General features: G+C 65.9%; 27 protein-coding genes and 1 tRNA gene. 11 read left to right on the top strand and 17 right to left on the bottom strand.

Going from position 1 to position 24,077, the window contains the following annotated elements:
- Window positions 1-5: 5 nt before the first annotated feature.
- Both IE101_RS13325 and IE101_RS13320 read right to left on the bottom strand, forming a co-directional pair.
- Window positions 6-653, bottom strand: coding sequence for an HD domain-containing protein (locus tag IE101_RS13325; RefSeq protein WP_189634341.1), 648 nt, complete (start codon window positions 651-653; stop codon window positions 6-8).
- Window positions 653-1,189 carry a peptidoglycan-binding domain-containing protein gene (locus IE101_RS13320; RefSeq protein WP_189634340.1) on the bottom strand — a complete coding sequence of 179 codons (537 nt, stop codon included), beginning with the start codon at window positions 1,187-1,189 and terminating at the stop codon, window positions 653-655. The genes IE101_RS13325 and IE101_RS13320 overlap by 1 nt, the downstream gene beginning before the upstream one ends.
- A gap of 143 nt (window positions 1,190-1,332) precedes the next feature.
- Here IE101_RS13320 and IE101_RS13315 point away from each other — a divergent pair, with 143 nt between their 5' ends.
- Complete coding sequence (locus tag IE101_RS13315; protein ID WP_189634339.1) at window positions 1,333-1,656, top strand: 2Fe-2S iron-sulfur cluster-binding protein; 324 nt, start codon at window positions 1,333-1,335, stop codon at window positions 1,654-1,656.
- A gap of 53 nt (window positions 1,657-1,709) precedes the next feature.
- Here the strand turns inward: IE101_RS13315 and IE101_RS13310 are convergent, their stop codons facing one another.
- Window positions 1,710-2,126 carry a DUF1178 family protein gene (locus IE101_RS13310; RefSeq protein WP_189634338.1) on the bottom strand — a complete coding sequence of 139 codons (417 nt, stop codon included), beginning with the start codon at window positions 2,124-2,126 and terminating at the stop codon, window positions 1,710-1,712.
- Between the two features lie 86 nt (window positions 2,127-2,212).
- Window positions 2,213-2,665: an NUDIX hydrolase gene (locus IE101_RS13305; protein ID WP_189634337.1), complete on the bottom strand. Its 453-nt coding sequence runs from the start codon at window positions 2,663-2,665 to the stop codon at window positions 2,213-2,215.
- Between the two features lie 220 nt (window positions 2,666-2,885).
- Between IE101_RS13305 and IE101_RS13300 the strand changes: the two genes are divergently transcribed.
- The 3 genes from IE101_RS13300 to thpR are packed head-to-tail and all read left to right on the top strand — an operon-like array spanning window position 2,886 to window position 5,085.
- The gene (locus tag IE101_RS13300; RefSeq protein WP_373296122.1) at window positions 2,886-3,428 is read left to right on the top strand and encodes a glutathione peroxidase; all 543 of its coding nucleotides are present in this window, start codon (window positions 2,886-2,888) and stop codon (window positions 3,426-3,428) included.
- Window positions 3,428-4,546 (top strand): acetoin utilization protein AcuC, encoded by a 1,119-nt coding sequence (locus tag IE101_RS13295; protein ID WP_189634336.1) that lies wholly within the window; start codon window positions 3,428-3,430, stop codon window positions 4,544-4,546. Before IE101_RS13300 ends, IE101_RS13295 begins: the two co-directional genes overlap by 1 nt.
- Entirely contained in the window at window positions 4,543-5,085 is a 543-nt protein-coding gene (gene thpR, locus IE101_RS13290; RefSeq protein WP_189634335.1) for an RNA 2',3'-cyclic phosphodiesterase, read from the top strand. Before IE101_RS13295 ends, thpR begins: the two co-directional genes overlap by 4 nt.
- Here thpR and IE101_RS13285 read toward each other — a convergent pair.
- Complete coding sequence (locus IE101_RS13285) at window positions 5,070-6,314, bottom strand: 3-deoxy-D-manno-octulosonic acid transferase (protein WP_189634334.1); 1,245 nt, start codon at window positions 6,312-6,314, stop codon at window positions 5,070-5,072. The genes thpR and IE101_RS13285 overlap by 16 nt on opposite strands.
- 130 nt (window positions 6,315-6,444) lie before the next feature.
- Between IE101_RS13285 and IE101_RS13280 the strand changes: the two genes are divergently transcribed.
- The gene (locus IE101_RS13280; protein WP_189634333.1) at window positions 6,445-6,696 is read left to right on the top strand and encodes a hypothetical protein; all 252 of its coding nucleotides are present in this window, start codon (window positions 6,445-6,447) and stop codon (window positions 6,694-6,696) included.
- Here the strand turns inward: IE101_RS13280 and IE101_RS13275 are convergent.
- The 6 genes from IE101_RS13275 to IE101_RS13250 form a co-directional block, all read right to left on the bottom strand.
- Window positions 6,678-8,087: an amidase gene (locus IE101_RS13275; protein WP_229804172.1), complete on the bottom strand. Its 1,410-nt coding sequence runs from the start codon at window positions 8,085-8,087 to the stop codon at window positions 6,678-6,680. The two genes, IE101_RS13280 and IE101_RS13275, sit on opposite strands and share 19 nt — an antisense overlap.
- 82 nt (window positions 8,088-8,169) lie before the next feature.
- Window positions 8,170-9,195 (bottom strand): ABC transporter substrate-binding protein, encoded by a 1,026-nt coding sequence (locus tag IE101_RS13270; protein ID WP_189634331.1) that lies wholly within the window; start codon window positions 9,193-9,195, stop codon window positions 8,170-8,172.
- 51 nt (window positions 9,196-9,246) lie between these two features.
- Window positions 9,247-10,050 carry an ABC transporter permease gene (locus IE101_RS13265; RefSeq protein ID WP_189634330.1) on the bottom strand — a complete coding sequence of 268 codons (804 nt, stop codon included), beginning with the start codon at window positions 10,048-10,050 and terminating at the stop codon, window positions 9,247-9,249.
- Complete coding sequence (locus IE101_RS13260) at window positions 10,043-10,951, bottom strand: ABC transporter permease (protein WP_189634329.1); 909 nt, start codon at window positions 10,949-10,951, stop codon at window positions 10,043-10,045. Before IE101_RS13260 ends, IE101_RS13265 begins: the two co-directional genes overlap by 8 nt.
- 3 nt (window positions 10,952-10,954) lie before the next feature.
- Entirely contained in the window at window positions 10,955-12,016 is a 1,062-nt protein-coding gene (locus IE101_RS13255; RefSeq protein ID WP_373296121.1) for an ABC transporter ATP-binding protein, read from the bottom strand.
- Window positions 12,017-12,079: 63 nt separating this feature from the next.
- On the bottom strand, window positions 12,080-13,516 hold the full coding sequence (locus IE101_RS13250; RefSeq protein WP_189634328.1) for an amidase: 1,437 nt from the start codon (window positions 13,514-13,516) through the stop codon (window positions 12,080-12,082).
- A 149-nt stretch (window positions 13,517-13,665) separates the two neighbouring features.
- On the opposite strand from IE101_RS13250, the gene IE101_RS13245 reads away from it, so the two are divergent.
- The gene (locus tag IE101_RS13245) at window positions 13,666-14,112 is read left to right on the top strand and encodes a GNAT family N-acetyltransferase (RefSeq protein ID WP_189634327.1); all 447 of its coding nucleotides are present in this window, start codon (window positions 13,666-13,668) and stop codon (window positions 14,110-14,112) included.
- A 3-nt stretch (window positions 14,113-14,115) separates the two neighbouring features.
- On the opposite strand, the gene IE101_RS13240 is transcribed toward IE101_RS13245, so the two are convergent.
- Window positions 14,116-14,415 carry a DUF6476 family protein gene (locus tag IE101_RS13240; RefSeq protein ID WP_189634326.1) on the bottom strand — a complete coding sequence of 100 codons (300 nt, stop codon included), beginning with the start codon at window positions 14,413-14,415 and terminating at the stop codon, window positions 14,116-14,118.
- Between IE101_RS13240 and IE101_RS13235 the strand changes: the two genes are divergently transcribed.
- The gene (locus IE101_RS13235) at window positions 14,414-15,478 is read left to right on the top strand and encodes an RluA family pseudouridine synthase (protein ID WP_189634325.1); all 1,065 of its coding nucleotides are present in this window, start codon (window positions 14,414-14,416) and stop codon (window positions 15,476-15,478) included. The genes IE101_RS13240 and IE101_RS13235 overlap by 2 nt on opposite strands.
- 110 nt (window positions 15,479-15,588) lie before the next feature.
- Here the strand turns inward: IE101_RS13235 and IE101_RS13230 are convergent.
- Window positions 15,589-15,678 (bottom strand) — tRNA-Ser (locus IE101_RS13230).
- A gap of 339 nt (window positions 15,679-16,017) precedes the next feature.
- Between IE101_RS13230 and IE101_RS13225 the strand changes: the two genes are divergently transcribed.
- From IE101_RS13225 to IE101_RS13210, 4 genes are all read left to right on the top strand, one after another.
- On the top strand, window positions 16,018-16,896 hold the full coding sequence (locus tag IE101_RS13225) for a DUF2059 domain-containing protein (protein ID WP_189634324.1): 879 nt from the start codon (window positions 16,018-16,020) through the stop codon (window positions 16,894-16,896).
- A 202-nt stretch (window positions 16,897-17,098) separates the two neighbouring features.
- Window positions 17,099-17,506, top strand: a complete 408-nt coding sequence (gene rplU, locus IE101_RS13220) for a 50S ribosomal protein L21 (protein ID WP_189634323.1) — start codon at window positions 17,099-17,101, stop codon at window positions 17,504-17,506.
- A gap of 13 nt (window positions 17,507-17,519) precedes the next feature.
- Window positions 17,520-17,789: a 50S ribosomal protein L27 gene (gene rpmA, locus IE101_RS13215; RefSeq protein WP_146285497.1), complete on the top strand. Its 270-nt coding sequence runs from the start codon at window positions 17,520-17,522 to the stop codon at window positions 17,787-17,789.
- A 443-nt stretch (window positions 17,790-18,232) separates the two neighbouring features.
- Window positions 18,233-18,769 carry a GNAT family N-acetyltransferase gene (locus IE101_RS13210; protein ID WP_189634391.1) on the top strand — a complete coding sequence of 179 codons (537 nt, stop codon included), beginning with the start codon at window positions 18,233-18,235 and terminating at the stop codon, window positions 18,767-18,769.
- A gap of 67 nt (window positions 18,770-18,836) precedes the next feature.
- Here IE101_RS13210 and trpE read toward each other — a convergent pair whose 3' ends face one another.
- The 4 genes from trpE to gpt form a co-directional block, all read right to left on the bottom strand.
- Window positions 18,837-20,345 (bottom strand): anthranilate synthase component I, encoded by a 1,509-nt coding sequence (trpE, locus tag IE101_RS13205; protein WP_189634322.1) that lies wholly within the window; start codon window positions 20,343-20,345, stop codon window positions 18,837-18,839.
- Between the two features lie 11 nt (window positions 20,346-20,356).
- Complete coding sequence (locus IE101_RS13200) at window positions 20,357-22,222, bottom strand: peptidyl-prolyl cis-trans isomerase (RefSeq protein WP_189634321.1); 1,866 nt, start codon at window positions 22,220-22,222, stop codon at window positions 20,357-20,359.
- A gap of 98 nt (window positions 22,223-22,320) precedes the next feature.
- The gene (locus IE101_RS13195) at window positions 22,321-23,499 is read right to left on the bottom strand and encodes an aminotransferase (protein WP_189634320.1); all 1,179 of its coding nucleotides are present in this window, start codon (window positions 23,497-23,499) and stop codon (window positions 22,321-22,323) included.
- Window positions 23,500-23,562: 63 nt separating this feature from the next.
- Entirely contained in the window at window positions 23,563-24,069 is a 507-nt protein-coding gene (gene gpt, locus IE101_RS13190; protein ID WP_189634319.1) for a xanthine phosphoribosyltransferase, read from the bottom strand.
- Window positions 24,070-24,077: the final 8 nt, after the last annotated feature.

The following is a 24,077-nucleotide window of genomic DNA, read 5'->3' as shown; positions in this document are numbered from 1 at the left end:
GGCGTTCAGCCCACCTCATGCAGAAGGCGCGTGCGGAAGGAGGCCATCCATTCCGCGCGCTCCTCTGCGATGGCGCGGCCTTCCTGCGTGTTCATCGTCTCGACAATCGGGAAGAGCTTCACCTCCAGATGATCCAGCGCAAAGGCGCGGTCATCCAGGGGGCGGTGATGCGCCAGCGGGTCTTTGGCGTCGAACAGTGCGGCATTCATGGCACCCGCGACATAGAACATCCGCGCGATGCCCAAGGCCCCAAGCGCTTCAAGACGGTCGGCATCCTGCAGGATCCGGGCCTCTTGCGTTTCGGGGGCGATGCCCGCCGAAAAGCTGTGCGCTGCAATGGCATGGGCCACACCGGGCAGCTTCGAGGCCGGAAAATCCGTGCCCGACAGATAGGCGACGGCCGCCTCGGCCGACCGGCGCGAGGCCTGCGCCCGGTCGGGCGAATCCTTGGGCAGGTTGACCGCATCATGGAAAAAGGCCGCCGCCATCAGGATCTCGGCATCAGCGCCGCCTTCGAAGCGGGCGATGCGCTGGCAATTGGCCCAGACACGCCGCAGATGCGCCAGATCATGCGCGCCATCGGCCCGATCGGCCCAAAGGCGCAGCACCTCGGCCTCATATGCGGCCTGACGTCGGGTTTGATCAGGGGTCATTACAGTTCATCCAGTTCGGTGCGGACCAGGCCCAACGTCTTGGCCCCTGCCAGCGACAGGATGCTGCTGTTCAGGCCAAGGGGTTCCTGAAAGCGGCGGATCGCATCGCGTGTGGCCCGGTCGAGGCGACCATTGACCGCGCTGAGGTAGAAGCCCCGCGCCTTCAGCGCGCGCTGGACCGAGGCGACGAATTCGGGAGTCATGTCCTCGGGGCAGGGGGTGCGGAAATGGATCGACTGCCGGTCGCGCAGGATGCGCTGGTGGGTTTCGGTGGCATAGGTCGCAGGTGTCACCACCTTGCCGCTGGCATCGGTCTTGGCGGGCGTCGCCTCGACCTGTTCCGACACGGTTTCGATCACCGCTGGCGTGGTGTCGGTCGCCCAGCACTCGCCCGCCTTGTCCTTGGGGGCCGTCGATTTGTTGCGAATCACGCCTTTGGACAGATCGGCCTTTTCCGGGGCGGCGATGTCGGCGGTGGGCTGGCAGGCGGCCAGCATGGCAAGCAAGGCAAGTCCCGCCCAAGCGCTCTGCATCATCGTGTCGGATTTCCCACCTTCTTTTCGTCAGCTGCGACCATAGCCGCTATCCCGGCGTGGTGAAAGGGGCGCGCGGACGGGCTGGAAGCCCCGCAATTTATGGCCTATGTCTTTGCCAGCGAAGGTTTCATGGGGCCCGGCAAATGGCGAAAATCACCTATATCGAGCATAACGGCAAAGAGCATGTCATCGAGGTCGCCAATGGCCTGACGGTGATGGAAGGCGCGCGCGACAATGGCGTGCCGGGGATCGAGGCCGATTGCGGCGGCGCCTGTGCCTGCTCGACCTGCCATGTCTATGTGGCACCGGAATGGGTGGAAAAGCTGCCCAAGAAAGACGCGATGGAAGAGGACATGCTGGATTTTGCCTGGCAGCCCGATCCCGTGCGCTCGCGTCTGACCTGCCAGATCAAGGTCAGCGATGCGATCGACGGTCTGGTCGTGCAGCTGCCCGAAAAGCAGATCTGACCGATCAACAGCTTCGGTGCATGTCAGGGCGGGGCAACCCGCCCTTTTTGCATTCAGTTGGTCTTGCGCGCGGGCAGGAAGGGCAGGGGGGCGACAGGCACGCCGTCCTCCAGCAACTTGCGGGCCTCATCCAGTTTGGCCTCGCCATAGATCGCGCGTTCGGGGGCATCGCCGGCATGGATGCGGCGGGCCTCGGTCGCGAAGTTCATACCGACATATTCGGATTTCGCCTCGATCTCGCGGCGCATGGCGGCCATGGCCTCTTCGACCTCGGACCGGGGCTGGGCAAGGGGGCGGGCCTCTTCCTTGACCGCGACCGAGGGCGCCATCAGCGCCTTTTCCACCTCGGTGCCGCCGCAGACCGCACAGGCCACGAGCCCACGCGCCTTCAGATCGTCAAAGGCCGAGCCGGAGGCGAACCAGCTTTCAAAATCATGGCCTGCGGCGCAGTGCAATGCATAGCGGATCATGGTGTCACATCGCTGTCACAAGGTGCATGAGGCAGACATGGCGCGCCGCACGGGGGAAATCAAGCGCCCCTGCGACCGCGCCTGCGTCATGCCCCCGTGAACCCGGCAAGCAGCGCCTGCAATTCCGGCTCGGCCACGCGTTCGGCCGCGGCCGTCGGGCTAAACCATTCGCGGCGGCGTTGCTTGCGTTCGGGAAAGCGGTCGGCGACCTGATCCACGCGCAGGCCATACACCATCACGACGCAGGGCATCGGCACGCGCTGCGGCCCGATGCCCTTGTCATAGGAAAAGGCGCCCAGCGGGGCGTCGGTCAGGGTGCCGGTCACGCCGGCTTCCTCCCACGCCTCGCGTGCGGCGGAACCATCGGGGCCAAGATCCTTGATCGGCCAGCCCTTCGGGATGACCCAGCGCCCGGTATCGCGGCTGGTCACCAGCAGGATTTCGACACCATGGTCCACAGGGCGCCAGCACAGCGCCCCGAACTGGGTCCGCGGCTTGTCACTGCCAAGCTTGGCAGTCTGGGGGTCATGGTCGTTCATCACGCCTCTTGCCTGTTCTTGGGGGCGTCTCTTGCGGTCGCCTAGCCTGCAACTTTGCGGCCAGTCGGGGATATTGTCACGAGATGTTTGCGCGTCCATGGCGGTTCATCCCGGGATTGCAGGATTTGTTCCAATTTCCCCGCTGCGGTGGCAGGTTTCAGCCGTTGACGGCGCGAATTTGCGGATTACTTGACCGATAAGGCCATGAAGGGGGATCACGATGCAGGGCAGGATCGGGCGGCGCGCTGTTCTGGCGGCAATGTTGGCGTTCGGCGCGGCAGGGGCCTTGGCCGCGGGGCCGGGGCCCGATTTCACCTTCGACTCCATTGATGGCGGCAAGATTGATCTGGCGCAATGGCGCGGCAAGCCGGTGCTGGTCGTCAATACCGCCTCGCTCTGTGGCTTTACCGGCCAGTATGAGGATTTGCAGGCCCTTCAGGATCGCTATGCCCCGCGCGGCCTGGTGGTGCTTGCGGTACCCTCGGACGATTTCGCGCAAGAGCTTGGCACCGCGGATGAGGTCAAGGAATTCTGCGCCGTGAACTTCGACCTCACCCTGCCCATGACCACGATCACCCATGTGAAGGGCGCCAAGGCGCATCCCTTCTATCGCTGGATGAAGGATCAGCACGGCTTTGCGCCGGGGTGGAATTTCAACAAGATCCTGCTGGGGCCGGATGGGGCGCCGCTTGGCACATGGGGGGCGCCGGTGCGCCCGCTTTCGGCGCCGATCGTTGGCGCGGTCGAGGCGGCGCTGGGGTGATGCAGCCCCTTTTTGTCGGGTCGGAAATCTATCGCGGGTCGTCCTACGGCGGGCTGCACCCGCTTCGGGTGCCGCGTGTCTCGACCGTGATGGATCTGGCCCGCGCGCTGGGGTGGCTGCCGCCTGATCAATTCCGCACCTCGCCCCGTGCCAAACCGGCGGCGCTGACGCTCTGGCATGATGCGGCCTATGTTGCGGCGCTGGAAGAGGCCGAGCATCTGACGCGCGCAGGCCACCCCCTGCCGCCCGATTGGCGCGACCGCTTTGGCCTTGGCACCCTGTCCAATCCCGCCTTCCCCGAGATGTTTCGCCGCCCCGCGACCGGGGCGGGCGGCATCATGTGGGCGGCCGAGATGCTGGCCTATCGCCCGGCGGGGGTCATCCATGTTCCGGGCAGCGGCACCCACCACGGTTTGCGTGAGCGGGCGGCGGGCTTTTGCTACCTCAATGACGTGGTGCTGGGGCTGAAGGCGCTGCAGGGGGCGGGGCTGCGGCGGCTGGCCTATGTCGATATCGACGCCCATCATTCCGACGGAGTTGAAATCGCCTTTGCCGGGCAGCCCGATGTGCTGATGATCTCGGTCCATGAGGAAGGGCGCTGGCCCTTTACCGGCGGCCTTGCAGAGACGGCCGGGGGCAATGCCTTCAACCTGCCCGTGCCGCGCGGCTTCAATGATACCGAGATGGAGGCGGTGCTTGACCGTCTTGTCCTGCCCCGCGTCGCCGCCCATGCGCCCGAGGCGATCGTGCTGCATTGCGGGGCGGATTCGCTGCGTGAAGACCCGCTGTCGCGGCTGGAGCTGTCGAACCGCGCCTATCTGGCGGTGGTTGCGGCGCTGCGGCCATTGGCGCCCCGGCTGATCGTGACGGGCGGGGGCGGGTATAACCCCTGGTCGGTCGGGCGGCTATGGACGGCGATCTGGGGGCTGCTCTCGGATCAACCCATGCCCGACCAGCTCCCCCCCGCCGCCGAGGCGGTGCTGCGCGGTCTCAGCTGGAATGGCGGCAGCCGCCCCTTGCCGGCGGCAGAGCTTTACACCACGCTGCTGGATGATCCGCGGCCGGGGCCGCTGCGCCCCGTGCTGCTTGACCGTCTTGCCAAGCTGGAAGCCCGATGATCCGTGCCTTCATCGCCCTGCCGATCCCCGAGGACGTGGCCCAAGCCCTGTATCAGCTGCAGGCCCTGTTGCGCCTGCCGTCCGAGGTGGACCCCCATGATTTTCACCTGACGCTGGCCTTCCTGGGCGAACAGCCTGACGCGGTGCTGCAAGAGGTGCATGAGGGGCTAGACGTGTTGTCCATGCCGGGCTTCCCGCTGGAACTGCGGGGCGTGGGCCTTTTCGGCGGGGCGCGTCCGCGCGTGGTCTGGGCCGGTGTGTCACCTTCCGAGCCGCTGATGCGCCTGCAGGCCAAGGTCGCGCAGGTGGCCGTCAGGGCCGGGGTGCGGGTGCCTGCGCGCAGCTATGCCCCGCATGTGACGCTGGGCCGCCTGCCGCATCTGCCACCCGATGAGGTGGGGCGGCTGGAACGCGCGGTCGTGGCGCAACAGGCCTTCCGCGCGGGGCCGTGGCTGGTGGCGGAAAGCGGGCTTTATGCCTCACACGCCAAGGTGCGTGGTCCGAAGTATGAAATGCTGAACAGCTATCCCCTGGGCTGATCCGGGGGCAGGGCGGCCATCAGCGCCGAGATCAGCGCCCCTTCGTCCTGCGGCTGCAAGACCCGCGTCGCCGCCGCAGCCAGTTCCGCCTGTCGGTCTTCGGGCAGGGTGGTCAGTACGGTAGCAAGGCTCTCCTCCGTCACCGGAACCGCCGCGCCGGCCGTATCCAGTGCGGCAAAGACCTCGGCAAAATTCGCGACATTCGGCCCGTGCAGGATGCAGGATCCCTGTTGCCCCGGTTCATAGGGCGTATGGCCACCCGCATCCCCGAAGGTACCGCCGATCACGGTGATCCCGGCCATGGCATACCAGAAGGGCATCTCGCCCAGCGTATCGGCAAGGTAAACCGCCGTCTCGGCGCCCGGCGCCTGCCCCTCGGACCGCCGCGCCATGGTCAACACCTCTGCCGCGATCAGGGCCGCGATCTCGGCTCCCCGGCGCGGGTGGCGGGGCGCAAGGATCAACAGATCGACCGCCCCCGCCGCTTTGGCCTTGGCGAAGGCGCGCAGGATCGGCCCCTCCTCCCCCGGATGGGTCGATGCCGCAAGCACTGTCCGCGCCCGCGCCGCCACCGGGGCAAACGGCAGATCGACCCCCGTGGTCGCCCCCGCCCGGGCCTTCAGCATCAGCCGCGGCCCCAGCGCCCGCGCGGGCAGACCCAGCGCCCGAAACCGTGCCTCCGATCCGGCATCCTGCGCCGACAGAAGCGTGACCTGCCCCAGCATCGCCGCCATCAACCCGGGCGCAACACGGCCCCAGTTGCGGGCCGACCCCTCCGACATCCGCGCGCCCAGAAAGATGACCGGCCCCACCCCCGCCATTTGGGTGATCCGCTCGGGCCAAAGCTCATTTTCCAGACAGATCAACGCGCGCGGCGACCAAGCCTTGCGGAACCGCGCCACGGCGCTGGGCGTGTCGAAGGGCGCAAGCCGCACCGCCACACGCGGCAGCGCCCAGCCCGCCACCATGCGCCGCGCCGTGCCGCTGTTGCAGGTCACCACGATCCGCAGATCGGGGCGCAGCGCCAGCATCCGCTCAACCACCCAGCGGGCCGAAGTCAGCTCTCCGTTCGAGGCGCCATGAAGCCACAGATCCACCGGGCCCGCCCCCCGCGCACCCAGCCGCTCCGCCAGCGCCCCGGCCTCCAGCCGCCCGCGCAGCCGTTGCAACAGCGCCTGCCCCAGCAGCACCGGCATCAAGGCCCGCATAATCGTGCGATAGAGCCGCACCCCGTTCCCCCGTCTGTCTTGCGCCCCCGGCATAGTCCGAAGCCAAGCCCCGGGGCAAGCGGCTTGCCGCCTCTGGCCCTTTCCGCCGATTGCTGGCAGATAGGCCCTTCGCACAACCCCTGAGGCCGCCTTGCGTTACCTTTTTCTCCTGCTTTTGCCGATGCCTGCCATGGCCCTGCCGGTTGTCAGCTGCGAACCGGGTCTTCTGGTGCATCTGCAGGATCTGGGTCAGGCGGGCATGATCGAAGGGCAAAGCAACGGCCTGTGCCAGGTGCGGCTTGAAACCGGCCGCGCCGTGGTGCGTGCGCCCCGCGATCTGCAGCCCGGCATCGCCGCCGATACCCCGCCCGATCCGACCCCGGATCAGATCCCCGGCGGCTGACGCCCCGGCCAGTCGGTCGCCAGATGGTACTGCTGCCCCATGGCCAGCACCCGCGCATCCGCCCCGAAAGGCCCGATCAGCTGCATCCCCATCGGCAGACCCTGCGGCCCGAACCCGCAAGGCAGGGCCAGTGACGGCAAGCCGATCAGGCTCACGGGCACAACGACCTCCATCCAGCGGTGATAAGTGTCCATCGCCCGCGCGCCGATCTGCGTGGGCCAGCGCAGATCCGCGGCAAAGGGCCAGACCTGCGCCGCAGGCATCACCAGCGCATCATGGCTGCGGAACAGCTTGGCCGCCCGCGCATACCAGCGCGACCGGATCACGCTCGCCTCATGCACCTCGGCGGCGGTCACGCGCAGCCCCTGTTCGATCTCCCATTGCGTCTCGGGCTTCAGCAGGGTGCGCTTCGCAGGATCGGCATAAAGCGCCCCCTTCGCGCCCGCGTTCAGAAAGGCCCGCAAGGTCAACCAGGCCTGCCAGAGCTTTTCTGCGGGGAAGGGGGGCGCCACCGGCACCACCTCGGCCCCGAGATCATTCAGCACCCGCAGCCCCGCCTCGCAGCGCTCCAAAATCCCCGGCGCGCAGCCAAAGGCACCGCCCCAGTCCCCCAGCCAGCCGATGCGCTTGCCGCGCAAATCCATCTCCAGCCGCGCGGCAAACGGCTCCCCCGCCCGGCCAAACGGCACCTCGGGATTCTCGCCCGCCAGTACCTCCAGAAACCGCGCGAGATCCTCAACATTGCGCGCCATCGGACCTTCGGTGGCCAGCGTCGCCATGAAAGTATCGCCCACCGCATCGCTGGGCACCAAGCCATAACTGGGGCGAAACCCATAGACATTGCAGAAGGCGGCCGGGTTCCGCAGCGACCCCATCATGTCGCTGCCATCCGCGACCCAGACCATCCGTGCCGCCAGCGCCGCCGCAGCCCCGCCCGAAGATCCCCCCGCCGTCCGCGCCAGATCGTAGGGGTTGCGCGTCACCCCGAAGACCGGATTGAAACTGTGGGACCCATGCCCCCATTCGGGCGTATTGGTTTTGCCGGTGAAAATCGCCCCCGCCGCCCGCATCCGCGTGGCAATCAGATCATCCGTCCCGGGCACATGATCGGCATAAAGTGGCGATCCCCAGGTCGTCCGCAGTCCGCGCACCGCCACCAGATCCTTCACCGCCACCGGAATCCCGTGCAGCCAGCCCCGCCGCGGCGCCTCATCCGCCGCCCGCGCCTCGGCCATCAACTCATCGGCATCCCGCAGGCTGACCACCGCATTGACCGCGCCATTCACTGCGGCCACCCGCGCCAGATGCGCCTCCATCACCTCCGAGGGCTTCACCTCCCGCGCCGCAATCCGCCGCGACAACTCCGTGGCACTCAGATCGGTCAGCGCCATGCCTGCTTCCATTTTCTGTCTGCAAATATCCTCGGGGGGTGCGGGGGGCAGACAGCCCCCCGCGCGACCGTGCCACAGGCGCTTATTTCTGCAGCTCGGTCCAGATCGCCGTCACATAGTCCTGCGCCTTGCCCGAACAGGTCGGCAGGAAATGCCCCGCCGCCTTGAACTCTTCCGGGATCACCACCTCGGGCGCGGTCTTCATGTCTTCGGGCATGAAGGCCTCGGACCCGGCGATGCCATTGGCATAGCGCGCGAAGGCCGAAATCATCGCGGCATTTTCCGGCACCATGATGAAATCGAGGAACTTGTAGGCTTCCTCGACGTTCTGGGCATCCTTCAGCAACGCGACCGAATCCATGAACAGCGGATAGCCTTCGCGCGGATAGCCATAGGCCACATCCGGGTTCGCCACGCGGGCGCGCATCGAGGATCCGTTCCAGTTCACACTGGCCGCCCAGTCGTTGTTCGACAGCTTCTCGGTCGCGCCGTAATCCATGCTGATCCAGTCGGGCTTGGCCGCAATCAGCGCATCGCGGGCCTTCTTCAGCACCTCGGTATCTTCGGTGCAGGGCTCACCCCCGGCCCACATCACGGCCATCGACACCACGTCATTCATCTCGGGGACGACGTTGATCTTGCCTTTCAGCTCATCGGGCACATTCAGGAATACTTCGGCGGTGTTGATGTCGCCGCCATAGACCTTGGTGTTTACGGCAATCCCGGTCGAGCCCCACTGCCACGGGATCGAGAATTTGCGGCCCGGGTCCCAGGCCACATCCATCCATTCCGGAGCGATGTTCTTGTGATTGGGCAGCTTCGACTGATCGAGTTCTACGATCAGACCCTTTTCCACCCAGATCGGCACGTAATTGGCCGAAGGCACCACCAGGTCAAAGCCATGTCCGCCGGCTTCGATCTTGGCCAGCGCGGTATCGTTGCTGTCGTAATCGGTGACGGTGACCTTGATCCCCGTTTCCTTCTCGAATTTCGCCAGCAGTTCGGGGCTGGTGTAATTGCCCCAGTTGTAAAGCTGCAGCTGTCCCTCGGCCGAGGCAAGGCTCGTTCCGGCCAGAAGGATCGCTGTCGCCGTCAGAAAGGTCTTCATCGTCTTACGCTCCTGTTGGTTCTTGGTCTTGGTGGCTTTTGGGGGAAAGTTTCAGCCCTTCTTGCGCGTCAGCAGGAAGAAGGCCGTCAAGAGGATCACGGTCAGCCCCAGCAACCCGGTCGAGATCGCATTGACCTCGGGCGTGATGGCCCGGCGCATCTGGCCCAGCATATAGGTGGGCAGGGTATCCTGCCCGCCTGATTTCACGAATTCGGTGATCACGACATCATCAAGGCTGATGACGAAGGCCAGCATGGCGCCCGCAAGGATACCCGGTGCCAGCAGGGGCAGGGTGACATGGCGGAAGGTCTGCCAGTTGCTTGCGTAAAGATCCGAGGCCGCGGTTTCAAGGCTGAGGTCCATCCCCTCCAGCCGCGCGCGGATCGGCAGATAGGCAAAGGGAATGCAGAAGGCCGTATGCGCCAGGATCAGATAGCCAAGCCCCTGATAGCCGGTCCATTGCTTGATGACGCCGAAGAAGATCATCAGCGCCACCGCCGTTACGATTTCCGGCACCATGAGGGGCTGGTTGATCAGCACATAGATGAAGGTCTGCCCGTGATAGGCTGCGCGGCGGGTGGTGCCAAGGGCGGCCAGCGTCGCCACCGCCGTGGACACCGCCGAAGCCGTGGTCGCGATCAGAAGTGACCGCAGCGTCGCGGATTTCACGGCCTCATTTTCCCAGGCACGGGCGAACCAATGCAGCGACACACCCTCCCACACGGCGATCGAGGTGCCGGCGTTGAAGGCATAGGCCACCAGCGTGAAGATCGGCAGGTAGAGGCAGACAAAGGCCAGCACCGCGACGGTGGCAAAGCCCGGAATCCGGCTCGGCTGGAAGCTTGCATCAGCCATGGCCATTGCCCCCCTTGTTTGCCGCGCGCACATAGATCAGCAGCGCCGCCATCACCACGATCAGCAGCGTCATCGACAGCGCCGCGCCCAGAGGCCAGTTGCGGCCCTGTCCGAACTGCAGCTCGATGAAATTGCCGATCATCATGTTCTTGCCGCCGCCCAACACGCGCGGCGTGACATAGGCCCCCAGCGAGGGCACGAAGACGAGGATCGACCCCGCGATGATCCCCGGTTTCACAATGGGCAGGATCACCCGGCGCAGCACCTGCCAGCGGCTGGCATAAAGGTCATAGCCCGCCTCCAGAAGCCGCATGTCGAAGCGGTCGATCGCCGCAAACAGCGGCAGCACCATCAGCGGCAGATAGACATAGGTCATCCCCATCAGCACCGCCGCATCGGTATTGATGATCCGCAGCGGCGTGTCGAAGAGGCCCAGCTTGATCATCACCGTGTTGAACAGCCCCTCGTTGCGGATCACCTCATTGATGGCGAAGGTGCGGATCAGGAGGTTGGTCCAGAAGGGAATGGTGATCAGGAACAGCCAGAAGGCCCGGGCCCGCGGGGGCCGCGTGGCTATGAACCAGGCGGTTGGAAACCCCACCAGAAAAGTGATGCCAGTCGTCAGCAGCGACAACTTCACCGACCGCCAGAAGATCGTCAGATGGGCATCGGCCAGCTTCAGCGTGTCGTCAAAGATATCCTTAGTGAACAGGATGCCGCGCCAGCCATCCAGGCTGAAGACCCATTCGACATTCCCGTATTTGCCGGGGCTGAGGAAGGAATAGACCGCCACGATCAGCAAGGGCCCCGCCGCCGCCAGCAGAAGGATCAGAAGCGCCGGGGCTGAAAGCGCCCAGGCAGACCTGACGTTTCGGGCGCGAGCGTCGTCTTCAAGGCTCATGGCTCAGTCCCCCAGAACCTGCACGGCGCCGGGGGCAAACCGCAGATGCACCTCTGCCCCCTGCGTCAGCCCGGTTTCGCCGCTGGGGTTGCTTTGCAGGCGGGCCACGACCTCGGTCCCGTCGCGCAGCGCCAGATGCACATGGGTATCGGTGCCGAAATAGACCCAGGAGGCGATGGTCGCCGCAATCCCGCTTTCGGCCAGCCGGACCTGTTCGGGACGGACGGTCAGGGTGACGGTGCCGCTGCGGGTGGGCGGATCGGTCAGTTCGACCAGATCGCCGGTGCCCAGACGGGCGGCGGCACCCTGAAGGGTGGCGGGCAGGAAATTCGTCTCGCCGATGAAGCTTGCGACAAAGCGGTTGACGGGGCGGGTGTAGATGTCGCGCGGCGCGCCGATCTGCTGGATCTTGCCCGCGCTCATCACGCCGATGCGGTCGCTCATGGTCAGGGCTTCTTCCTGATCATGGGTGACGAAGACGAAGGTGATGCCGGTTTCGGTCTGCAGCCGCTTGAGTTCGACCTGCATTTCTTTCCGCAGCTTCAGATCCAGCGCCGAGAGCGGTTCATCCAGCAACAGAACCTTGGGCTTGGGCGCCAGCGCACGGGCCAGCGCGACACGCTGCTGTTGCCCGCCCGACAATTGGCTCGTCTTGCGATCGGCCATCGCCTCAAGCCGGACGAGGGCCAGCATCCGACGCGCGGTCTCTTCGACCTCGGCCTTGGGTTTGCCCTGCATCTGCAGGCCGAAGCCCACATTCTGCGCCACCGTCAGATGTGGAAACAGCGCATAGCTTTGGAACACCGTATTCACCGGGCGGCGGTTTGGTGGCAGGTTGGTGATATCCTGCCCATCCAGCAGGATCTGCCCCGAGGTGGGCGATTCAAACCCCGCGATCAGCCGCAGCAGCGTGGTCTTGCCGCAGCCTGAAGGCCCCAGCAGCGTAAAGAACTCGCCCTTGCGGATCTGCACCGATACATCGTCGAGCGCCCGCACGGCGGCGGCGCCCTGACCAAAGGCCTTCACGGCATTGCGGGCCTCGATGGCAATTTCGCTCACACCCATTCCCGTCCCTGATGATGATCTGATTTTTTGATCATATTTTGCGACTTCGCTGCGTGGCGCAAGTCATTTCACCCGGTGCGGCGGTTTTCGCGCCAGCCAATCGCCACATTTCTCAACTTCTGCACAAAGGGCGATCAACTCCTCATCCGCGCCAAAGGGCGCGGCCAGATGCACGCCGATGGGCAGGCCCATGCTGCTGAACCCCAGGGGGAGAGAGGCCGCAGGCTGTCCGCTCGCGTTGAAGACGGCGCAGAAGGGGGAATATTCGAAGATCCCGCCGGGGCCGGTGCGATATCCCACGTAATCCTCGGTGCGGTGATCAAAGCGGCCGATGGTGGCGGGCGGTTCGGCCAGCGTGGCCGACAGAATGATGTCCACCCCCGCGAAGGCGGCGGCCATCTGGCGGCCAAAGGTGTGGATCTGGCCCACGGCCTCAAGATAACGGGTCGGATGCAGGGTTTCGGCATGGGCGCAGGCACCGCGGCCGACGCCCTCGACCAGATCCGCGGTCAGGGGGCGGCCCTTCAGCGCCTTGCGGATGCCAAGGGCCGTGCCGATGCCAACGATATCGGTCCAGGCGCGCATCATCATCGGCACATCGGCGGCGGGCAGGCCGGGGGCGACAACATGGCCAAGCCCCTCCAGCAACCGCGCCGCGGCCTGCACCACCGCGCGCACCTCGGGGTGGATCGGCGCGCCGGTGAAGGTTGTTTCCACCAGCATCACCCGCAGGCGGCGCGGGGGGCGGCTGATCGCATCCGCATGGCTGCGCGCCAAGGGCGGGGCATGGTAGGGCGCACCCGGATCGGCCCCGGCGCAGGCATCCAGTATCACCGCCGTATCCCGCACCGACCGGGTCAGGAAGCCGTCAATCGCCATGCCCGCCCAGCCCTCGCCGACATAGGGGCCATCGGGCAAACGCGCCCGCGTGGGTTTGAACCCGAACAGCCCGCAGCAGGATGCCGGGATGCGGACCGATCCGCCCCCGTCCGATCCATGGGCAAAGGGCACGATCCCCGCGGCCACCGCCGCCCCGGCCCCGCCCGAAGATCCGCCCGGTGTGTGATCCAGGTTCCAGGGGTTGCGCGTGGGGCCGCCGTAAACCGCCGCCTCGGTCGCGGCGCCGATCCCGCCTTCGGGGCTGGTGGTGCGCCCCCAGGTGACGACGCCGGTGGCGCGGATGCGGTCAAAAATCGCGCTATCCTGCCCGTAGCGCGTGTCCGCCAGCAGCCGCGAGCCGTTGTGCGAGGGGAAATCCACCGCCTCGCACCCCAGATCCTTGATCAGGAAAGGCACCCCCCGAAAGGGGCCGCGCGGCAGGCCCGCCTTCAGATTGCGTGCGGCGGTGTCGATCTGCGGCAGGACCACCGCATTGATCTGCGGGTTGATGGCCTCGGCCGCGGTGATCGAGCTTTCCAGCGCCTCTTCCGCGGTCACCTCGCCCCGCGCGATCAGCGCCGCCAGATCCGTCGCATCGCGCGCCCCGAAACGTTCCAGCATCCCCGGCTCCCCTTGGTCTGATTTGATCATATGCTGGACCGCCCTGTCCGCCCCGGCAATGCCATCCGCGACGGCGGCAGGTCGGTTTTGCCGATTGGCGCGGGCGCCCGCCTGTGCTTTGCTGCCGCGAAACCAGTTTGAGGACCCCGATGATCCGCCTTGCCCGGCCCGCAGATGCGGCCTTCCTGCGGGCCTGCGCCGAGGCTGCCTATGCCCGCTATGTGCCCGAGATCGGCCGTCGCCCCGCGCCGATGGATGCCGATTTTCCGGCCCAGATCGCGGCTGGGCAGGTGTCGGTGGCCGAAGATGTGCAGGGGATGCCGCAGGGGTATGTCGTCTGTGTGCCGCGGGCGGACCATATGTTGCTGGAAAGCGTGGCCGTGCATCCAAGGGCTGTGGGGCAGGGGCTGGGCCGCCTGCTGATTGCGCATTGCGAGACCCTGGCCCGCGCGCAGGCGCTGCCCGAGGTGCGGCTTTACACCAACGCCAAGATGGCCGCGAACCTAGGCCTTTATCCCCATCTCGGCTATCGGGAAACTGGGCGGGGGGTGGAGAACGGCTTTGACCGTGTCTATTTCGCCAAAGTGCTGGGCTAGCGGTCAGGGCGCAATGGCGATCTGCCGGGTCAGTTTGCCCGACGTGTCAAAGATGTAGATCTGCCCATCCTTGCCCACCACCCCGATCCAGTCCTTGCCGCGGGTGATCGCCTCGGGCGTGACGCCTGCGGGCAGGGCAAGATTTTCCGGCCATTCCGGCGCGGTCGAGGTGGGCAGCCGCGTGACAAGCAGCCCCACGATGGTTATGACGCCCAGGATCAACGTGGCGGTCAGCGCCGTCACCAGCCATTTCAGCCAGCGCAGCGAGGGCGGAAGCTCCAGCTGTTCCGAGGTCTCATCCATGTCCCTGTCCCCCGATGACGATGATCTGCCCGAAGGCATCCTGCGCGTTGTGATCGGCGAAGACCCGCCGGACCGTCTTGATAAGGCGCTTGTGCGCGAGGTGCCAGAGGAGGCGTCGCTCTCGCGCTCGCGTCTGATGAAGATGATCGCGGCGGGCGATGTCCGCAAGGCGGGCCAGCCCGTGACCGACCCCAAGGCCCGCGTCGCGGAAGGTGAGGTCTATGAGCTGATCGTCGGGCAGGCTGCCGATGTCGATACGCTGGCCGAGAACATCCCGCTTGAGGTGATCTGGGAGGACGCCGATCTGATCGTGGTGAACAAGCCGGTGGGCATGGTCGTTCATCCGGCGCCGGGGTCTTACACCGGCACGCTGGTCAATGCGCTGCTCTGGCATTGCGGGGATACGCTGTCGGGCGTGGGCGGGGAAAAGCGGCCGGGGATCGTGCACCGGATCGACAAGGATACCTCGGGGCTGCTGGTTGTCGCCAAAAGCGACCGTGCCCATCACGGCCTGGCCGCGCAGTTCGAACGCCATACCGTGAACCGCCATTACCTGGCGCTGGTGCATGGCATGCCCTCGGCCGCTGATCCGCGGTTGCGCGGGGTGCGGGGCGTCAGCTTTGAAAACGGCGGCATCCTGCGGATCGCCACCAATCTTGCGCGCCACAAGACCGACCGCCAGCGTCAGGCCGTGGTCTGGAACGAGGGCCGCCATGCCGTGACCCGCGTCCGCGTGCTGGAAAGCTACGGCACGCCCGCCGTGGCAAGCCTTGTGGAATGCTGGCTGGAAACCGGCCGCACCCATCAGATCCGTGTGCATATGGCCCATGCGGGGCATGGTCTGATCGGGGATCAGACCTATGGCGGCAAGCGCCGCGTGGCGCCGAAATCCGTGGGTGAGGGGGCAGCCGAGGCCGCCAATACCTTCCCCCGTCAGGCGCTGCACGCGGCGACGCTGGGCTTTGTTCACCCCGTCACCGGCGAAGAGCTGCAGTTCGAGGCCCCGTTGCCCGCCGACATGGCCAGCCTGGTCGAAACCCTGTCCCAAGCCCAACCGCGCTGACCCCTTCTCCGGCCCCTGCAGGGGCCGGATCCGCTTGCGGCAGGACCCAATGCAAAAAGCCCGGGTTCGCCTGTCTAGGCGCCGGGGGTAGTCGGGTTATTTGGTGTAAATGGCGGAGAGACAGGGATTCGAACCCTGGGTCGGCGCAAACCGACAACGGTTTTCGAGACCGCCGCATTCGACCACTCTGCCACCTCTCCGCGTCAGGGGTCTTCTTGAAGCGGGGATGTAACGAAGCTTTCGGGGGGGTGCAAGCCCCCTTTTGCAAAAAGTTGCTACTCTTGTGGCGGAAAGCGAAAGCCGTGGCGCGGCGGGGGCTTATATCCTTGGCTGCGCAGCCAATTTCCTGATCGCGATCAACGGGGTTGCGGCTGCAGAGAGGGGCGGATGGCAGAGAGCTCCCCCCGCGGTCGGCGGTCGGCCGCCCCGGTCACGCGGCTGTGCATGACCGGGTGGGGCTTCGTTCTTGGCAAGCGGGCGGGCAGGCATTAGCTGTCAGGGCAGGGCCACATCGGGCCCGCGGTTGGTGGAGAATGCGCATGGCCAGGGTAACACGGATCGGTGTGCTGGTGCTGGCGGGTCTTGTGGCTTTCGGACCCATGTCCTTGCCGGTTCGGGCAGAACAGGCCGGGGCGGGGCAGGTGGCCGCGCTGACGCAAGACCTGCGTGCCCTGACCGAGGCCATGCAGATCCACGATGTCCTGGCGATCATGCAGGCCGAGGGGCAGGACTACGGCAAGCAGCTGCGTGACGAGATGTTCCCCGGCAAGGGCGGTGCCGAATGGCAGGCCACGGTGACACGCATCTATGACCCGGCCCGGATGCATGAGGAATTTACCGCCCGGCTGGCGAAAGAGCTTGCCGTCAAGCCCGGGGTGGCGAGCGCCGCCGCCGATTTCTTCGCGTCTGAAACGGGGAGGAAGATCATCGGGCTGGAGCTTGAGGCGCGCCGCGCCCTGCTGGACCCGGTGATCGAAGAAACGGCCCGCAAGGCCTTTGAGAAGATGGAAGCCGAAAACAGCCCCCGGCTTGAGGCGCTGCGCCGCTTTGCCAAGGTCAATGACCTGATCGAGATGAATGTGATGGGGGCCTTGAATGCCAATTTCGCCTTCTATCAGGGCATGGCCAGCGGCGGTGCGCTGGGGGGCGAAATGTCCGAAGAGGACATGCTTTCCGAGGTCTGGTCGCAAGAGGAGCAGGTCCGCAACGATGCCGAGGACTGGCTCTGGCCCTATCTCGCGCTGGCCTATCAGCCGCTGTCGGATGAGGAGCTGCAGGCCTACCAGAGCTTTTCGGAATCCCCCGCCGGGCGCGATCTGAACGCGGCGCTGTTTGCGGCTTTCGACACCAGCTTTGTCCGCATCAGCCGCGAGCTGGGCCGCGCCACGGCCCTGATGGTGCAGGGGCAGGATATCTGATCCGTCCGGGCCGCAGGGCGGGGAGTTCGGTCTTGACAGACAGGGCCCGATTCCTGATAAGCAGCCATCCCGGTTCAGGCCCCGAGTCTGTCCGGGTATTTCTGTTTACAACGTCCCCCCGTGGGGCGCGCTGTCCGAGGCGGGGAAACCCGGCAACACCGAAAGGGGCCACAGGACGCGGAAACCTTGGAAGGAAAGACCCATGTTCGCGGTCCTCAAAACGGGCGGCAAGCAGTACAAAGTGCAGGCTGGTGACATCCTGCGCGTTGAAAAGCTCGCTGCCAATGCTGGTGACAAAGTCCAGTTCAACGAGATCCTGATGGTTGGCGGCGAGTCCGTGACCGTTGGCGCTCCGACCGTTGCCGGCGCTGCCGTGCAGGCCGAAGTGATCGCCCAGATCAAGGGCGAGAAGGTCATCCACTACGTCAAGCGTCGCCGCAAGCACAGCTCGCAGCGCACCAAGGGCCACCGTCAGCAGCTGACCCTGCTGCGCGTGACCGAAGTGCTGGCTTCGGGTGCGGAAAAGTCGGGCGTGGCTCCGGCCGTCGGCACCGCCGATGCGCGTCGTGCAGCCCACAATGGCGGCGCTGCTGCCAAAGCTGCTGAATAAGGAGTAACTCCCCATGGCACACAAAAAGGCAGGCGGTTCTTCCCGCAACGGCCGCGACTCGGCCGGTCGTCGTCTCGGCGTGAAGCTCTATGGTGGCCAGGCCGCCATTCCGGGCAACATCATCGTGCGTCAGCGCGGCACCACCTGGTTCCCGGGTGAAGGCGTCGGCATGGGCACCGATCACACCATCTTCGCAACCGTCGAAGGCAAGGTGTCGTTCAAGAAGGGCCTGAAGGGTCGCACCTTCATTTCGGTCCTTCCGGTCGCGGAAGCTGCTGAATAAGCCGAAAACCCTACAGGGTAACTGTAAAAAGGGGGATCGGCGAAAGCCGGTCCCCCAACTCCGTTCTGGCCCAAGGCACCGCAGGGCAGACGGAACAGGGGACCGGATCCCGGGCAACGGCAGTTGCGCCATGGATCGGTCCGAAGCGGGCCCCTCCCACTGGCTGCAAGCGTCCATCGCCCCGAATGCGGAGTCCGGCTGCCTTTTGCCGGGTTTGCGCGCCGACCAAGGCACAGGTCGGAAGGCTCTTTTGTCGTCGATGACAAATTGGTCATGGTTCGGCCGTATGATGTTGGCAAACCGTGAAGAACCCCCATCTTGCAGATGGGGCACGTGCGTAAGACGGTGTCCCGCGGGATGCCGCGCTTTCAAGGAGGGAAGCGATGAAGTTGGATGTGATCGAGAAGGATCGGGATTTCGCCGGGGTGGCCGGGTTTGGCCAGATGGTTGATGGTATGATTACTGCGGGCCGTTTTGTCCTGCGCCCTGTCCGAAAATCCGACGCCGGTCTTTTTGCCATGTACGCGGGCGACCGCCGCGTGGCCGAGGCGACCCGCTCGATCCCGCATCCGCTTCCGCCGGGGGCCGCCGAGAACTTCGTGACGCGGGCCATGGCCCGGCAGGGAAATGAGGATGTCTGGGTCATCGACGGGTCCATGCAGGGCCTGGCCGAGGTGCTGGGGGTGATCAGCCTCAAGCGCATGGATGAGGCCCAGTTCAACCGCGACCAGAGCGAGATCGGCTATTGGGTGGCCCCGGCCTTCTGGAATGCGGGCTTCGCGTCCGAGGCCGTGCGCGCCCTGGTCACGGCCAACCCCCAGAAAAACCGCACCATCTTTGCCGAGGTGTTCCAGGACAACCCGGGCTCGGCCCGTGTCCTCACCAATGCGGGCTTCCAGTATCTCGGCGATGCCGAGACATTCTCGGTGGCGCGCAATGCGCGGGTGCCGACCTGGACCTATCTCCGCAAGCTGGACTGAGAGCCAATGAAAAAGCCCCGCCTCGGGATCACCGGGGCGGGGCCTTTGGCAAATGGGGCAGGGGGCGTCAGTTGCCGCGGCGCGCAAACAGGCCCGCATCTTCGGCGGCGCGGCGCAGGGCGCGCGACTTGTTGACCGTCTCCTGATATTCCGCTTCGGGGTCGCTGTCATAGACGACGCCGCCCCCGGCCTGAATATAAAGCTTTTCGTCCTTCAGAACGGCCGTGCGTAGCGCGATGCAGAAGTCCATCTCGCCGTTGGCGGCGAAATAGCCCACGCCGCCGCCATAGACGCCGCGCTTTTCGGGTTCCAGCTCGTCGATGATCTCCATCGCGCGGACTTTGGGCGCCCCCGACACCGTGCCTGCAGGCAGCCCCGCCAGCAGGGCCGACAGGGCATCCTGCCCCTCGGCCAGCTCACCCACCACGTTCGAGACGATGTGCATGACGTGGCTGTAGCGTTCGATAATGAACTTCTCGGTCGGCTTCACGGTGCCGATCTTTGCCACGCGGCCCACATCATTGCGGCCCAGATCGAGCAGCATCAGATGTTCGGCCAGCTCTTTCTTGTCGGCCAGCAGGTCCAGCTCCAGCGCCTTGTCCTCATCCGGTGTGGCGCCGCGCTTGCGGGTGCCGGCGATGGGGCGGATCGTCACCTCACCCTCGCGCAGGCGCACGAGGATTTCGGGGCTGGCGCCCACGACCTGATAGCCGCCGAAGTTGAAGAAGAACATGAAGGGCGAGGGGTTGGTGCGCCGCAGGCTGCGGTAGAAGGCAAAGGGCGGCAGGGGGAAGTCCTGCGTCCAGCGTTGCGACGGCACGACCTGAAAGATGTCACCCGCGCGGATATAGTCCTTGGCCTTCTCGACCGCGGCCTTGTAGCCCTCATGCGTGAAGTTCGACACCGCATCGCCCACAGGCGCGACCTCGCCCAGATCACGGGTCGCGGTCGGGGGCGACCGGTCCAGATCGCGCAGGGCGTCCATCACGCGCTCGGCCGCTTGGGCATAGGCCGCCCGCGCCGACAGGCCCGAGCCGACCCAAGCGGGCGACACGACCGTCACCTCGCCCTTGACCCCGTCCAGCACCGCCACGACCGAGGGCCGCATCAGCACCGCATCGGGCAGGCCCAGCGGATCGGGGTTCACATCCGGCAGATGTTCGACCAGCCGGATCATGTCATAGCCGAGGAACCCGAAGAGACCCGCCGCGATGGGGGGCAAGTCTTCCGGCATCTTGATCCGGCATTCGGCCAGCAGGGCGCGCAGCGTTTCCAGCGGGTGCCCATCCAGCGGCTGGAATGCAGCAGGATCAAAACGCGCCTCGCGGTTGATTTCCGACTGCGTGCCACGGCAACGCCAGATCAGGTCGGGCTTCATGCCCACGACCGAATAGCGGCCGCGCAGCTCGCCGCCGGTGACGCTTTCCAGAATGAAGGTATCGGCGCGGGCCTCGGCCAGTTTCAGCATCAGGCTGACCGGCGTGTCCAGATCGGCGGCAAGGCGGGCGTAGACCAGTTGGTTCTGGCCTGCGCTCCAGCCCTTTTCAAAGGCCTCGAAGGCAGAGATCATCGTCATTCCCGGGCCTTTCAGCGCATCTGGGCGTGGACGGCGTCAATGGCCGCCTGATTGATGGTGATGCCAGCCTGCGCGGCCAGCCCCGCCGAGAAGAGCTGGAACGCATCCTGCGCCATGCCCTGTTCGATCTGCGCCGCAATCGCGGTCTTGAGCGCCTTCGCATCGGCATCATCGGCGGCGGCGGGCATCACGTCATCGACCTGCACGAGGCCAACGTAATCCGGCGTTTCCACCACGCCGACCTCGCCCTTCTTCAGCTTGAAGGCGGCGGGGAGCAGCGTGTTCGGCACCCCTTCGACAAATCCGTCGCGGGCAATCTCGGGCGCCTGGTCGATGATGCCGTAGGCACCGATATTGGCCCCGGCGGCGACCTCGGTCTTGATCTCTTCGGCGCGGGCCAGCAGGGCCTTGTGCAGCGCGTCCTTGCGCCAGCCTTCGGTCACGGCCTCGCGAGTCTCTTCGAACGGGATCGGCGTGGCGGGGACGATCTCGTCCAGACGCAGGGCGACCAGCCCGCCATCATCCAGCTGCACACCTTCGGCGAAATCCCCTTCCTGCACCTTGCTCGCGGCCTCGCGGAAGGCGGGGTAGCCCGCGATTTTTTCATCCGACTTGGCCGAAAAATCGATCGTGGCCAGCGTCATGCCCTGCTCTTTTGCCAGATCCTCCAGCGTAGCGCCCCCTGCCAGCGCATCGTCGATGGCCTCGACCTTGTCGGCAATGGCGCGGCGCGCGGCATCCATCTGATATTCGGTGGTCAGATCGGCCTTGGCCTGTTCAAAGGTGGTTTCCTGCGCCGCAAGCACCGCATTCATGCGGTAAAGCGCCGGCCCCAGATCGGACGGCAGCGGCCCGGCGACACCCGGGGCGGTCAGGGCAAAGACCCCGTCGCCCGCGGCGCCGAGTTCGGCCTTCGACACATCGCCCAGATCGATGTCCATGAGCTTGAGCCCACGTTCCTCGACCAGCGCATCAAAGCTTTCGCCCGCATCCAGACGCGCCTTGGCGGCCTTGGCCTCGTCCTCCGAGGCAAAGACCAGACGCTCCACCAGACGCCGTTCCGGCTTGAGGTATTCGTCCTTGCGCGAATCATACAGCGCGCGCAGCTCGCCCTCATCCACTGGCATGGTGGCGGCCAGATCTTCGGGCAGCAGCGCGGCATAGGTGATGCGCTTGGCCTCGGGCGCGGTGAAGGCCGCGATATTGGCGTCGTAGTAGGCCTTGAGCGCGGCATCATCCGGTGCGGCCAGCGGGGTTTTCAGTGCATATTCGGTAAGCGACAGGATCGACAGCGCGCGGCGTTCGGCGATGAAGGCATGCAGCGTGTCCGTCGCCGTGGCGGGGGCAAGGAAGCCGCCCGACACCGCCCCGGTCAGCAGCGCGCGCGACAGGTCTTCGCGGATGCCGGTTTCAAATTCGGCCTGCGTCAGGTTGTTCTGTTTCAGCGTGAACTTGTAGGTTTCCGCGTCAAAGCTGCCCGAAGCCCCCTTGAAGGCATCCATTCCGGCGATGTCCTGCGCGACACGGGCGTCGCCCATCGACAGGCCGATGCGTGCGGCCTCATTGTCCAGTGCGGCCGTGGTCACAAGCGACTGACGTACACGGGCGTCGATGCCAAGGCCCTGCGCGGCGGGCAGATCGATCTGGGTGCCAAGCTGCTGGCCCATGGCGTTCATCTCGGCACGCAGGGCACGGAAATAGCGGTTCGCATCAATCTCGCGGTCGCCCACGGTGCCGATGCTCATCTTGGCGCTGCCGTAATTGGTGACGCCATAGCCCCCCAGACCGCCGACGACCATGGCCATCAGTACCCAGGCCATGACCGAAGTCCCGCGGCGCTTGCGTTTCGGGCTGTCGGTTTCGGTGTCTTTGGTCATGTCTGGCCTGCGTTGCAAGGGTTTGGCTCGGTTCTAAGCGGTCGATGCGCGCGCGGCAAGTGGCGCCGCCCGCGCAGGTCGGGGGAGGGGGCGGGCGATCAGCCCTGCACGCGGGCAAGCCGGTCAAAGAGCGCGGCAATCCCCGCGGTATCGACATTGGCAAAGGCGATGCGGAACTGCTGCTGGCGTTCGGGATGCGTGTCGGGCTGGAACATGGTTCCGGGCAGCATCAGCACCGCCTGTTCCTGCACCAGCCGCCGCGCCAGATCGGGCGAGGGGGCGGCGAAGGGGTGTTCCACATAGGCGAAATAGGCCCCGCAGCCCAAAAGCCGCCAGCCCTGCAGCGCGCTGAAGCCTGCCACCATGGCCGCACGGCGGGCCAGAATCTCGGCCCGTTCGCCTGCCACCCATTGCGCGAGGTTCCGCATCCCCCAGAGCGCACCGATCTGGCCCAACTGGCCGGGGCAGATGGCGACGGTGTCGAGGAATTTCTCGACCTCGGCCAGACGATCTTCGGCCGCGACGATCGCGCCCACGCGATGCCCGGTCAGGCGGTAAGCCTTGGAGAAGGAATAGAGGTGGATCAGCACATCCGCCCAGTCGGGGTCCGCGAACAGATCATGCGGCCGCCCCTCGCGGCTGTCGAAATCGCGGTAGGTTTCATCAAGGATCAGGGCGATACCCCGCGCGCGGCAAAGATCGCGGAAGGCCGCAAGCAGCGCCGCGGGGTATTCGACCCCGCCGGGGTTGTTCGGGCTGACCAGCGCAATGGCCCGCGTGCGCGGGGTGATCAGCGCGGCCGCCCGTTCGGGATCGGGCAGCAGATCGGCGCCGGTTGCCAGCGGCACGGCAGTCACGCCCTGCATGTCCAGCCACATCTTGTGGTTGAAATACCAGGGCGTCGGCAAGATCACCTCATCCCCGGCACCGGCAAGGGTGGACATCACCGCGGTGAAGGCCTGATTGCAGCCCTGCGTGATGGCGACCTGCGCGGGGGCGATGGCGCCGCCATAGGCGGCCGACCATTGATCTGCAATCTCGGCCCGCAGCTCCGGCAGGCCCAGGACAGGGCCGTAAAGATGCGCCTGCGGATCGTTCAGCGCGGCCTCGGCCAGCGCCTGACGCAGGCCGAGCGGCGGGCTTTCCACCGGGGCGGCCTGGCTCACATTGATCAGCGGGCGGTCGGGGCTGAAGGTCACACCCTGCAGCCAGCGCCGCGCCTCCATCACCGGCGGGGGGAAGGTCGCGGCCATCGCGGGATTGAGCGGCAGGGTCATGGTGTCAGCCTCGGGGTCAGCAGCGCGTAGGGCCGGGGCCGCGCCCCGGCGGTGGCCGGCGGTTCAGTCGCGACCGCGGAAGGGTTGGACGTATTGCAGCGCCATGTCCCAGGGGAAGAAGATCCAGGTATCCTGGCTGACCTCGGTCACATAGGTATCCACCTGCGGCTTGCCATGCGGCTTGGCATAGACGGTGGCAAATTGCGCCTTGGGATAGAGCCTGCGGACCAGCTCCAGCGTCTTGCCGCTATCGACCAGATCATCCACGATCAGGATGCCGGTGCCATCGCCCATCAGATCGGCCTGCGGGCTTTTGGTCACCACCGCTTCGGTGCGGTCCTGATGGTTGTAGCTTTTGACCGAGATCGTATCGACAACGCGGATGTCCAGCTCGCGCGAGACGATCATCGCCGGCACCAGACCGCCGCGGGTGATGCCCACGACTGCTTTCCAACTGCCGTTTTCGCCCGGACCCTTGCCGTCCAGCCGCCAAGCCAGCGCGCGGGCGTCGCGGTGGATCTGGTCCCAGCTGACGTGAAAGCCTTTTTCATGGGGCAGGCGGTCGATCATGGTCTTGC

Source organism: Gemmobacter lanyuensis, from assembly GCF_014652355.1.
Taxonomy (GTDB): Bacteria; Pseudomonadota; Alphaproteobacteria; order Rhodobacterales; family Rhodobacteraceae; genus Gemmobacter; species Gemmobacter lanyuensis.
Note: the sequence above shows the minus strand (reverse complement) of the source record. Positions and strands in the feature narration are given on the sequence as shown.